14 protein-coding genes are annotated in these 12,287 nt (G+C 33.2%); 11 read left to right on the top strand and 3 right to left on the bottom strand.

The window, feature by feature from the left end:
- The first annotated feature begins 101 nt into the window (after nucleotides 1–101).
- Nucleotides 102–284, top strand: a complete 183-nt coding sequence (locus ACMVDV_RS16860; RefSeq protein WP_404676638.1) for a hypothetical protein — start codon at nucleotides 102–104, stop codon at nucleotides 282–284.
- A 114-nt stretch (nucleotides 285–398) separates the two neighbouring features.
- Nucleotides 399–524, top strand: a complete 126-nt coding sequence (locus tag ACMVDV_RS16855; RefSeq protein WP_416158879.1) for a hypothetical protein — start codon at nucleotides 399–401, stop codon at nucleotides 522–524.
- Between the two features lie 51 nt (nucleotides 525–575).
- Here the strand turns inward: ACMVDV_RS16855 and ACMVDV_RS16850 are convergent, their stop codons facing one another.
- Nucleotides 576–1,430 carry a DUF4145 domain-containing protein gene (locus ACMVDV_RS16850; RefSeq protein WP_416158878.1) on the bottom strand — a complete coding sequence of 285 codons (855 nt, stop codon included), beginning with the start codon at nucleotides 1,428–1,430 and terminating at the stop codon, nucleotides 576–578.
- A 124-nt stretch (nucleotides 1,431–1,554) separates the two neighbouring features.
- On the opposite strand from ACMVDV_RS16850, the gene ACMVDV_RS16845 reads away from it, so the two are divergent.
- From ACMVDV_RS16845 to ACMVDV_RS16830, 4 genes are all read left to right on the top strand, one after another.
- Nucleotides 1,555–1,953 carry a hypothetical protein gene (locus ACMVDV_RS16845; protein ID WP_416158877.1) on the top strand — a complete coding sequence of 133 codons (399 nt, stop codon included), beginning with the start codon at nucleotides 1,555–1,557 and terminating at the stop codon, nucleotides 1,951–1,953.
- Nucleotides 1,954–2,049: 96 nt separating this feature from the next.
- Nucleotides 2,050–2,400 (top strand): tyrosine-type recombinase/integrase, encoded by a 351-nt coding sequence (locus ACMVDV_RS16840; protein ID WP_404676667.1) that lies wholly within the window; start codon nucleotides 2,050–2,052, stop codon nucleotides 2,398–2,400.
- Nucleotides 2,401–2,606: 206 nt separating this feature from the next.
- Nucleotides 2,607–3,437, top strand: coding sequence for a hypothetical protein (locus ACMVDV_RS16835; RefSeq protein ID WP_416158876.1), 831 nt, complete (start codon nucleotides 2,607–2,609; stop codon nucleotides 3,435–3,437).
- 2,026 nt (nucleotides 3,438–5,463) lie between these two features.
- Nucleotides 5,464–5,922 (top strand): hypothetical protein, encoded by a 459-nt coding sequence (locus ACMVDV_RS16830; protein ID WP_304180227.1) that lies wholly within the window; start codon nucleotides 5,464–5,466, stop codon nucleotides 5,920–5,922.
- Nucleotides 5,923–5,976: 54 nt separating this feature from the next.
- Here the strand turns inward: ACMVDV_RS16830 and ACMVDV_RS16825 are convergent, their stop codons facing one another.
- Nucleotides 5,977–6,549 carry a hypothetical protein gene (locus ACMVDV_RS16825; RefSeq protein ID WP_416158875.1) on the bottom strand — a complete coding sequence of 191 codons (573 nt, stop codon included), beginning with the start codon at nucleotides 6,547–6,549 and terminating at the stop codon, nucleotides 5,977–5,979.
- 636 nt (nucleotides 6,550–7,185) lie between these two features.
- Entirely contained in the window at nucleotides 7,186–7,734 is a 549-nt protein-coding gene (locus ACMVDV_RS16820) for a hypothetical protein (protein ID WP_304180222.1), read from the bottom strand.
- A 404-nt stretch (nucleotides 7,735–8,138) separates the two neighbouring features.
- On the opposite strand from ACMVDV_RS16820, the gene mobC reads away from it, so the two are divergent.
- The 5 genes from mobC to ACMVDV_RS16795 all read left to right on the top strand — a co-directional run bounded on the left by mobC (nucleotide 8,139) and on the right by ACMVDV_RS16795 (nucleotide 12,262).
- Entirely contained in the window at nucleotides 8,139–8,510 is a 372-nt protein-coding gene (mobC, locus tag ACMVDV_RS16815; protein WP_416158874.1) for a plasmid mobilization relaxosome protein MobC, read from the top strand.
- Nucleotides 8,507–9,460 (top strand): hypothetical protein, encoded by a 954-nt coding sequence (locus ACMVDV_RS16810; protein ID WP_416158873.1) that lies wholly within the window; start codon nucleotides 8,507–8,509, stop codon nucleotides 9,458–9,460. Before mobC ends, ACMVDV_RS16810 begins: the two co-directional genes overlap by 4 nt.
- An 18-nt stretch (nucleotides 9,461–9,478) precedes the next feature.
- On the top strand, nucleotides 9,479–9,814 hold the full coding sequence (locus tag ACMVDV_RS16805; protein ID WP_416158872.1) for a hypothetical protein: 336 nt from the start codon (nucleotides 9,479–9,481) through the stop codon (nucleotides 9,812–9,814).
- Nucleotides 9,815–9,816: 2 nt separating this feature from the next.
- Complete coding sequence (locus ACMVDV_RS16800) at nucleotides 9,817–11,277, top strand: type IV secretory system conjugative DNA transfer family protein (protein ID WP_416158871.1); 1,461 nt, start codon at nucleotides 9,817–9,819, stop codon at nucleotides 11,275–11,277.
- A gap of 229 nt (nucleotides 11,278–11,506) precedes the next feature.
- Nucleotides 11,507–12,262, top strand: a complete 756-nt coding sequence (locus tag ACMVDV_RS16795; RefSeq protein WP_416158870.1) for a hypothetical protein — start codon at nucleotides 11,507–11,509, stop codon at nucleotides 12,260–12,262.
- Nucleotides 12,263–12,287: the final 25 nt, after the last annotated feature.

The raw sequence follows: 12,287 nt of genomic DNA, 5'->3' as shown, positions 1-12,287 counted from the left end.
CAATAACCGATTTTCCTACGTACCTTGTAAAATAACGGTTCTTTGACTTCTTGCGTCATACCGATGTTTCAAAATCACTTTATTAATTAATTTCTTGAATTATGAGAAATACAGTAAGTGAATTACAAGGTTACTTTTGTCCATTTGGCTCTTTAGATATTCGTGCTGTTTGTAAAATTGGTGATGATCTTGATATGAGTGAAAATGAGTTATTTGACATCATTAATGATTTCCGTGAAAGCATTGGCTCTGAAAGCTGGGATAGCATTGATCCTGTATACTGAGTTCTTGACCATGTGATGCAAGAAGCTAGAAGCAAGATTTCTGAGGTAACTGGGTATGATTTTATTAATGACTTTTCAGGAGCTTGAACTGAAATATATGTACACGGTAATTTCATGTGTAGCAGCTTTGATTACTCCGAAAATGCCGTTGAAGATCTCAAAGATAATATTTCAATGGATATAGCTGAATTAGTTGAAGATAAATTCTGCAAATATCTATTCGAGCAATTAAATATTTGATATGGGAGTTAATCCCATATCAAATAATACTATTGTGTAGAAACAACATTCTCAAGTTAACATTTTTTTATCGAATTTATCAGTTAATACTTTCTGATTTAGTTTCATTTCATTGAGTATCTCTTGTTTCTTAAAAATAGTAAGAACCTCTTCAAAAATTCTAAAAGCAGTTAATAAATCATCTTCATCGACACCATCGGAATGCGTGCCTTCATTTCCAACTAATCTTAAAGTATCAAGTAGATCAGCTTCCAAAGGGTAAGTCTTTTTTAACTTTTGAATTTGGTGGGCTAATTTAGCATTGCCACCATTCAGCTCTCTACAAAAATGCTCAATAGCTCTACGTAGTTTATTGGCCGAAGAATTGGTGTCTATATGAAAATAACTAAATGCACCTAGTAACTCTAATTGAATTTTAGTAGGAACAGATGAATCAATTTTGAATAATGGTATTGGAGTCGAAAAGTGTTCAATCTTATAAATTGGTACTAATTGAACTTGATCTTGTCTAGTTTTATTATGAATTTGAGCTAAGCCATTAACTGAGACATTATCACCACAGCTTTGGCAAGACATAAATGCAATAAACTTATGAAACTCATAATTAGGTTGATTAAGTCGAGTGAAAACAAGTCCTGCACCAAGAAGAACCCCTAAGAGTTTATTCTCATCATACATTTCTTTAATGGTATTTTTTTGCTCAGATATTTCCTGACTTAGCTTATTTTTAACTGATTGGAAATGTCGTGAAGGAGCTGACTTCTCATAATTTTTAGATAATGCACGGCTTTGAACGCTGTTTTCATCTATTGTTAATTCTACTTCGTGACAAAACGGGCATGGCAGTTTGGGATATTCACTTAGTTCGACAAAATCACTAATACTTTTCCATAATTGGCTGTTCAATTTAATTCCTTTTTGAAGTACGAATAGGCTGATTATATTCTAATTATAAGCTTTTAGATAATAATTTTAAGTAACCCATATGCAGATAACAGAGTTGTTAAATTGATTTAAAAAGTACTTTTTAGTGGCTAAAGGAAATAAGGCTAAAAGTTATAAAAGCGTATTGAGTACTCTAAATATATTGATGCATGACCTACCCGACCGAGACGTAAAACAATATACATCTGAGCTATTAGAAAGTTTTTTGACCAACAAAAGTAAAGATCGTTGTTGGTCAGCAAAAACCTATAGGAATCAGTGGCAAAACCTTAAATCATTTTTTACATGGTGTTCAGCAAAAGGTTACATTAAGAAAAACCCTGTTATTGACATTCCAAGACCGAAATTAGACAAAGCATTACCAAGGTTTATTGAAAATCATGATGTGAAAAGCATTTTGTTTTCAACAGATTCATATCCGTGGAAATACAAGCTTGAACGCTCTAGAAATATAGCTATCATTTCAACACTATTATTTTCTTGAATCAGGTTGCAAGAATTATTAAATCTTACAATAGCTGATGTAAATTTAGTCGAAAGTGAAATCTATATTAGAAAAGGTAAGTGAGGTAAAGATCGAATTATTCCTATTCATCAAATGCTTCTTTTTAGACTAAAAGACTATGTAAATACTCGAAAACTATTACTATCACCTTCAAATTGGTTTTTTACCAGTGTGAGATCACACAAGCAATTAAGTCAAAAAAATATAGCTTATATGTGTGATAAGATCAGAAAAGCCTCAAGAGTTTATTTCTCACCTCATATGCTAAGACATACCTTTGCTAGAATGGCTATAGAGGCAGAAGTTAATCTTTTTACCATTAAAGAAGTGCTTGGACACTCAAATATTAGTACAACACAAAGGTACTTATCTATTTCATTAAAAACTCTAAAAAAGCAAATTTGTAATGTTGATTTTTTAATTTGACACTAAAGAATTTATCAATAAGAGTAGTTTTTACTCGATATTACTGACTTTAATTTTTCAAACATTGACTTTTTATCATTAATTTTTGCTTAATTAATAAAAAATACTATTGACAAAAAAATAATTTTGAATAATTTAAATAAGCCTTATATATAATATATAAGGTTAAAACAAAATATATTGAGTATTACAAAAGGAAATTTTAAATGAAACATTTTTCTAAATTAATCTTATCTACTTCTCTAGTTTTTGGATTAAATTCTGCTAATGCTGCAGAATTACCAACAGCAAATGGATATACAAAAATACAAGATGGCAAAGGGGTTGATTTATATTCAACGACTTCAAATGATGTATTTATACAGGTTGTTGACTTACAAAATGGTGGAGGTGTTGGACTAGATGCTCATTCTGGAATTTATAATTCCAGTAAAAAAACATATTACCGAAAAACCATAGATGATTTATTTAATGAATTTTATTCATCTAAACTTTTTGGTTTGGTTAATGGGCAGTTTTTTAATCATGATAAAAAATTCACAACAATATCATTTCCTATTAAAGGTTCTTGGCATGAATTAAAAACGCATAACGATGAAGAGAGTAAGCGTTCTTTATATATATATCCAAGTACAAACACAGCCTTAATTAAAGATAATTACGATGCTAATTATATGATTGATACTGGTGTTTCAGATCTTATTGTCGGATTAAACCCTGATGTAAAAAAAAGCAGTGGTTATGCAATAGGTCGCTCATATATTGGAGGTTACAGTGCAGATTGTAATTCAAGTGATAAAGAATGTTCTTATACTCATTTATTATTTATGACAGCTGCTAATAAAACTCAAGCGCAAATGGAGTCGATCGCACAAAATTGGGGAGTGACTCCAGAAGCTTTGATAATGATGGATGGCTCAGGTTCGGCGCAAGCTAAAACAAGTCAACATCACTTATATGGCAGTAGTGTACCAATATACAATAATGAAGAACAAAGAAAACTACCTCATGTAATAGCATTGTATGAAGATCTTTAGTTCTAATTAAAAACAAAAAACCTCTTTTAAAGAGGTTTTTTATATATTAAAAAATATTAAAAGCAAAGAAACAAATCAAAATATAAAATTAGATAATAAAACACACACGTATGTATATCTATTTACATTGTAAGATACTGAAGCTCAAACTAAGTAAGCTCAGATCATTCAAAAAAACGGAATGTATCTAAAAAAAAGCAAAAAACAATTACCCACTTTAAATTTTAAAACTTTATTTCTATTTCACAAACACAATAGAATTAAATCAACTATTACTCATAGAAAAACCAAGTATATAAAAGTAAAAACTTTAAAAACCCCATCCCTCTGAAAAACCTCCATATATATCATTGATATGCCAGAATGCTGTAAAATTCAATTTAGTGTCAGATATGTAAGACTGGTATCATCTCAAAAAGCAAATCATAGTAAGGTAGATGAAAAAAAAGTTAAAATATAATCCATATATATCGTATAACAAATAAAATAATAAAACCATATTATTCAAAATAAAAAATAAAGCAAAAAAATATTTATCATTAAGTAAAAGCGTAATACAACCTATTTACAATAATCAACTTATTTATTTCATTAAAAATCTAAAAAAGAAAATTTGTAATGTTTATTTTTTAATTTGACACTAAAGAATTTATCAATAAGATGCTTTCACCCGATGGTCACAGGCTATCATTTTGCAAACAACGACTTTATCGTTAATTTTTGGCTAAATAAAAGGAAAAAACAGGATGTATTTTTACGACTTGAGGTCTCATAACCCGTAGACCACAGGTTCAATTCCTGTCCCCGCAACCATTTAGAAGAACACAAAGCCAAAAAACTACAATAAAAACTAGCAAAAATGAGAGCCAGTGATACTCGGGTATAGCCCGATGACTACTGACTCTTTATTTTGTTATTTTTTTGCTATGAAAAATATTGTAGAACTTCATAAAAAATTCCTCGTGTATTCTGAAATATTTTCTGGGTACTCGCCTCGAACTATTAAAAGTTTAAAAAGTGAATTTTGATTATTATTAAAATATAGGCCTATTGAGTATATTGAAGAGTTGAACAAAGAGTTTATCGAAAACTTTATCATTCACTGAAAAATCGATAGAAAATGGGCACCCAAAACCATTAAAAATCATATGTGTTCATTAAGCCTTTTCTTAAAATGGTGTGTAAATGAAAAGATTATTGATGAGAATCCTATACTTTGAATTCCAAAACCTAGGATACCAAAAAGGTCAATGCAATGACTTCCTCAAGACCAAGCATCAAATCTGATCGAATACGCTAGAAATATGCCGACACAATATCAATTTTACAAAGCAAGATGAGTTGCCATTATCTCAACATTTATATATACCGGCATTCGATTTTCAGAATTGAGAATGCTCAAAATGTCGGATATTGACCTTAAAAATAGAACGCTATTTGTACAGCAGTGAAAAGGCGCTAAAGACAGGATAATTCCTATGCCTATATCATTAATAAGCTCATTAGAAAAATACCTAGAGCATCGAATGAGGCTCAATAGAAAGTGTATTTATTTTTTTACTTCAAGTCAGAGTGATACTGGCATGTGTTACAACTCATTAAGAACGTATATCACAAAGTTAAAGCAATATAGCTGAATTTCGTTTTATGCTCATAAATTACGTAGAACCTTTGCCACTTTGATGCTTGAGTGAGGTTGTGATCTATACGCTCTTTCTAAGATGATGTGACACAGTGATATATCAACGACCGAGAAGTACTTAAGTGCGTCAGTAAATCACCTGCATAAGCAGGTAAATAAACATCCGTTGAATTTTTAGTCACGTAATGCCCTTATAATCCAATAGTTTAATACGCCTCATTTAATGAGTAAATTAAATAGCAGAGATAAAAAATACCCCACAAAAAAGCTATATAACACTATAATTTCTAATTTTTCTATGTAATATTAGTAATTGAGCTTAAAGATTAAGCTCAGGATAATTATTATTATCTTAGGTTATTTACGATCAAAAGGAGTTTTAATATGAAAAGATCTTTACGAATAAATGCCTTTCTATTTGGATGTTTCTCTTTGTCCGCTTTTTCAGCTTTTGCAAACCCTGAAGTTGAATCTAGAATTCAGAGTGCTATCTCTGAATATACAACACAGCAATCTGTTAAAAGCATAGATTACCCTTACCGTTGCAGGGAACTCGAATCTACTGCTTACGAGTTAGTTAATCCAAATGAAATAAAAATTGTAGATAGATTTACGGTGTCTTATGAATGCCGTAATAAACTTCAATCATTTCATGTGGTAAGAAACGATTCAGGCGCAACATATTACGTTTACCTTACCGATTCAAATGGCACAATAGTCAGGACTGGACGCTATGGTGTATCGTCTTATCCAAGCGCTGGCGACTACTTTTGGGTAGTAGAAAACAAAGGTGGTGGAGATGGAAGTGGGCGGTTCAAATCGGAAACTCGTCACTTTAGATAAAATTAAGAATTAACGTAAAAATAACGCCATACTGCTGGCGTTATTTTTTATAATTTACACTTTTTTATCCACTAAACTGCTGCCACTTTTTTTCAAAAACTCAATAGCTTCTAACTGTAAATTTTCGATATTAGATTGCGTAAAAATTGTGTCTATCGCTTGTTTAGACTGATTGGCATATATTGGTGAATAACGGTAGGTTTTATTGTCCTGCTTGGATAGCTTTTCAGATTCTTCAGTGTACTCATTTACATACTGCTGCATATCAAGCTTTGCATTAGGAGCTAATTTCCCCGTTGCCATACGTACTTCTAGCGACACTCTAAAATTACTTAAACCTTTAATAGATTCATCATTTCCCCTACCTGTTTCACTCGACAGACGGGTAATATCAGCGATCAAGCTAGTAAACTCTTGAGGTGAAATATTACTAATATCGAGCTCTTTTACTGCAAGTAAAGCGTTAAAGTCACTGCGCTCAGTCTGCATCCCCCCGACAGATGTATCTGATTTGTTTGGAACTAATTCTTCGCTTTTAGAATGGCGATTAACAATAACTTGCCGATTATTTTGCTCTAAGCTTTGGAGGTGAGCTGAGGGGTTTCCTAAACCGCTTTGTATTTTCATAAATATTCCCTATTTAACAATTGGTACCTATTTCATTATCGGCCTCAAACATAAAAAGTTTAATATAAATTAACAAATTTATCCTGAAGCTAGTTTAATTCTTTGAATTACTTGAAGAGCAAAATTACCTTATTCCAGTCAAAACTTCAGCTTTTCCATCACGCAACCGAATATTGTAATTAGAATAGGAAAATGAAGATAAAATCAACATTTCGCCCCAAGAACGCATTCACTGAGAAAGTATAGCCGAATACATTTTTATATCCATGGACGCCGCCCTCATACTTGAAGGGAACAGTTATTTATACGAATAGCACAGGAATATTTTTAGCGAGAATTAGGGCAGCGTGATTCCACGATAGCTTTTGAATTATTGTTATATATTATTTACTCCAGCTTGGCAGATTTGTATCTTACATCTAATGTTATAGCATCTTGAAGTTTGCTTTTTAGTTTTCTGTGAGTTCATTTTAATTTTTATTGTAATTGTAATTGTGATTGTGATGACAATACAACAAGAAACTCGACCACCCTAGCCCTATATTGGGTGATGAAATAGTAAATACAATAAACTTAGAGTCAATGCAAAACTAACCCTGTTACATAACAACAGTCTCAGGGCCAGTTTAAAACTGTTTAGAATAAACGTACTATCTTAGATTTGAATAAAAAATCTTCTCCAACAATAAGTGGCTTGTATGTCATTCCGTTCGAACTTAACTTGTTTGCCTGTTCAGCAATTGCAGAGCCAATACCTTCTGGAATGTTGTTTACTTTGGCATATGATGTTGGCAGGCTGAAATCAAGCACTTCCATAGAAGGAAGAGTCAACCAAGCGTGTAAGCTTACTTCTCCTTCAACTCCTGTTTTTAGCATTTCAACGAGAGATTCTTCGGTTTGTTTGAACATAGTTGAGTTTTTAAATTCAACATACCCGATAGTATAAAAAATTGGGCAGTCAAAAAAATCCGTAAATACTTGCTTTAATCTATAGTGTAGAGATAAGCACTGTCCAACGATTTCTTTCTCTGTTAACAACCCCATTTCTTTTTTAATGACTGTCGCAAGTTCTATTGGATTTGTCTTTTGAAGAAAACTCGAGCTATCACAAGAACCAACATCTGGTACGGTGAGACCAAGCCTAGAACTTCTTTTTACGGCTTCAATAAATTCAGTTTTATACAAATTAATTCTCCTTTTATTAAAACTAATAAATAAGGCTAATTTTTATTTATTCAAGTAGTAAAAAAGAATTCATAATGTAGTTCTCTCTTTTAGTCCAATCAATAGACTCTAGCTTTAGGTTTCAGTCTTTTTCATCAGAGCGTTTACCTATTTGTTCATTTTACATACTCATGCAGTGACGATATCAGTGAAATTATAGTGTTCTTGTTAATTTTATGGGTTAAAAATAATGCGAAAGTACATTAATGTGTCTATGCTTTAATACAGTAGTAGCAAGATTGCAAGTTGGTAACCAACTATACCAATTGCTCTCTTGCTAGGGCTAGCCCTAGAACCCATAAGGGGATTCCCCTTACCCCCAAATCTTTAGACTGAAATCTAAACTAATTTGAGGAAGCATACTTTTGGTAAGTGCAAAGAGAAAGCAATATTTAGATGATTATGTTGATCAGCGAAAGCGAATCAACATAAGTCTATCTGCTGATGAGTTTACTAAAGTGAGCTATCTTGCCGATCTCAATCACACCAAGCCAACCTCATTTATAGCCCAACTGGTTCAACATCACCTAAATAAATCCCCGTTTATTTCATCCCAACTGCAAGATGAAATAAAAGAAATGAAATATTTACTGCGCAATGTTGCTAATAACATTAATCAAATAGCCCATCGTTCGAACACATTAAAAGTAATGGTTGATGAACGTGACTTATTAATGGAATTAAAAAAGCTTGAAGATGGCATAGCTACCTTTATTACAAAGGAAGCGAATAAATGATTATAAAGTCGATGAGCCGTAAAAGCCGAAGCTTTTCACAACTCTACCATTACATGAAAAATGGCTCATCACGAAATAGTGAATATGATTTTTTCACTCAAAATATTTATGCGCGAAAAGATAAAGATATCGTTGCTGAATTTTCAGCAAATGCTCAAAAAGTACGATCCCGAAAAAATGGCAATTATCTATTTCATGAAATCATTTCTATTACGAAATCATCACAATTAACTCTAGAGCAAGAAAAGCAGAGACTTTTTGATATTGTTCAACGATATGCTCAAAAACGTTGTGAGCATAATCTAGTAACAGGTTATTTGCATGATGAAAAAAGTAATAACGTACATTTTCATTTAATGATCAGTAGTAATGAAATTGACTCATCGAAAAACCAGCGTTTAACCAAATTCGAATTTGATAAAGTTAAAAAAGAAACCGAAAAATACGTCATTGAAACCTACCCAGAACTAGAACAAGATATTCTTTTAAATGCGACTCATGAGCAAAAAAAGCAAAAGCAATCAAACAAGGCTGGTGAAGTACAACGCAAAGGTGGGCGACTAGAAAAGAAAGAAAAAATCACTCAAACACTCCGTGATATTTTTTCACAAAGTCAATCAATGAATGATGTATTCACTTCTTTAGCTCAGCAAAATATTGAAATGTATAACCGTGGAAATACTATTGGCTTTATAACCAACTTTGATAATAAAAAATATCGTTTAAAAACACTCGGATTAGAAGAAGCCTTTACTCAAATTGAATCTCTCTCATCACAATCGAAACACAAACAAAAAGATGAAAAATCAGCACCTTTATCGAAACAAAAAGATGATAAATCACAAGCTAATAATGACGAGGTAGAACGTAGAAAAGCAGAGATGGAAACACAGCCCAGTAATAAAAAAGACAATGGCAACAAGCAAAACAATAATGACTTTGAACGCTAACTATTTATAGGTGAGTATATGGATATCTTTGGCTTTTTTGATGGCTTATTTAGCTTCTTTTCTGCAAGTCGTGCGGGTCAAGAAGTCAGTGATGATCAGCCTCCTTATATTAAACCAGCTTCATCTCAAAAAGCAGATGAAAAAGCCGAAGTACTTGCTCAGCAAAATGAACAATCAAAACAACGACGAAAATCTCGTTTACATGTAAAACAAAAACAAAATCATGAACTCGCTCAACAAGTCGAACAAAAGCAGCAACAAACCATTCAACGAAACCAGCAAATTGCTAAGCAAAGAAAAAGCCGTGCGCGCTCTAACATAAATAAAAATCACTCTTGCAATAGGGAGCGCTGATTATGTCTAAAATCATCAAAGATACTTTTTCAAGTCTGTTTAGTATTGGAAACTTTATTGCCAAAAAGAAGCTACTAGTACAAGAGCAAGGAGCGCGTTTTGCCAATAAAGCTGAACTAACCTCAATGTTCTCAACCAGCAATAAAGGCTTACTAGTTAACGGAAATGATAAACGCTTGTCACTCAAAGATTCATTTGAACATGTAGCCGTGATTGCTAAACCAGGCTCAGGAAAAACAACAGCTTTTATTATCACAACAATATTAGAACTCGGCTCATCTGATTGCTCTATAGTAGTGAATGACCCCAGTAGTGAAGTCTATCAACTCACCAGTGGTCATTTAGTCTCAAGGGGTTTTCGTATTGTGCGTTTATGCCCCGAAGACTTGCCATCGTCTTCACGTTTTAACCCTTTTGTTGGTTTAGATGCACGACATACCATTGAAATAGAGCAAATATGTGCCTCTATCATTATGTCAAAATATGGCTCAGACAAAGAACCAATGTGGAATGAAGGCGCAATTTCAATACTCGAAGTCTTAGCTAAATGTCTAGCCTACTCTCAGCCAAATAGTCTTAATCTGGTTGAGTTAAACTCTCTGGTTTTACGATTTGGCAGTGATGGAACTAGCCTTGATAATTGGGTAGCTGAAAACTCTATTAACCCATTTGACTCAGATGATCGATCACTTTGGGAATCTTGGTTAGGGATCACCACTAATAACGAAAAAATGCTCAGTAGCTATGTCACCATTTGTAAAACAGCCCTGAAGCAACTCAATAATCAAAATGTTCGAGAATTAATGCGTACCGATAGCTTAGATTTGAAAAATATTCGAAATCAAAAAGTTATTATCTATTTAAACTTTTCCGAATCTAAACAAGCCTATTATCAGTTCATAATCGACTTATTTTATACACGTTTTTTATCTACTGTGATGGCTCACAAACCGACACCAAACGAACTCGATATTTTTGGATTTCTTGATGAAATGGGAAATTGTTACATTAATGACTTCAATACTAGCATTAATAATGTACGCAAGTACCGTGTTTCGCTCTCACTGGTTTTTCAAGGGATCTCACAACTTGACGACAAATACGGCGAGCAAAAAGCAAAAGCCATTAAAGCAGGTATTGGCAGTTACCTTATTTTTAGAGGAAGCGATTTAGATACCAATACCGAATTTTCAAAAGTGATTGGAGAGCGCACTATTAGCCAACGTGAAAACTTTACGGATATTCAAACATCCTATGCACACATGCCATTATTAGCACCTGATCAACTCAGAACGATGCAAAGGAATCAAGCAGTGTTTATATCAACCTACAAGCAACCAACCATTATTACCTGTATGAGCTACTTTGAGCATGGACGTTATTTACGGTTCACTAAAAAAGCACCAGCACAAACAAGTAAGACGTCAATCACGCTAGATTTTGATACTACGTTGAGGTTATAGGGATGAATACAGACACACTCATTTTTTTAGGCTTCTTTTGGTTTATCGGATTATTCATCGGCTGGTTTTTTAGAAGTGGTATTTCGATAATAGGTATTATCGTGATACTTTTTTTATCACCTATATTGACTCTCATTTCAGATCTTAATTGGTGGCCGTTAACCGCAGCTTTTGTTGTCGGCTTCCTCATTCATACATGGAAACCACTTTACAAAAAGGTGCAACAATTATGACTTCACTCCTTTTTGGTGCGGCTGGTTTTATATTGTTAGGCTATTTAATTGGTAAATTGTATGTGCGATTAAATCCAGTACTTATGTTGATCGGTTTATTCCCACTCTTGGGAGTATGGATAATTGTTTCTGAATTAGAAAACAGAAACTTTGCGACTGTGTTTTTTGTCATTGGTATTATTTTAAATTTCAATCGACCGTTAACATTTATTCGCATGCGGTTGAGTGACGTAATAGAAACAGTTCGATTACGAAAATTAAGTAGCGCTTATGCCTCAAATATTGAAGAACAAAAACGCCAAGCGCAGCGTGAATTATATGAGCAAAAGCGACAAGTGGAAGAAGAATTACGAAATCAGAAATATCAAGCAGAACAAGATATTCAAAGACAAAGACGTGAAGCCGAGGAGACTATAAAGCGCGAAGCTGAAAATCTTCGCAAAGAGCGAGAGCGCTACAAACGTGAACAAAGTAACAATCAAAACCAAGCTAACTCTAAGCGGTCCTCAAGTTCACAATCGAGTAGTAACAACCGATATCTCAATCCATTAGTGTTTGCTGATGCGTGTGAGATCTTAGGCTTAGGTCAAGGGGAAAGTTTAAAGCAGTATAAGGCAGCATACTTGAAGTTAATGAAGCTATATCACTCAGATCGGCTCGCTGGACTGAGTGAAAAATTAAAAAAGCAAGAAGAAGAAAAAGCCAAGGCTTTGAATATGGCTTGGGGGACGGTGAAGAAGGAATTAAAGTAATTTAGCCTTTTCCCCCTTAACAAAA

This window comes from Pseudoalteromonas sp. ASV78, assembly GCF_047806705.1.
Classification (GTDB): Bacteria; Pseudomonadota; Gammaproteobacteria; order Enterobacterales; family Alteromonadaceae; genus Pseudoalteromonas; species Pseudoalteromonas prydzensis_A.
Note: the sequence above shows the minus strand (reverse complement) of the source record. Positions and strands in the feature narration are given on the sequence as shown.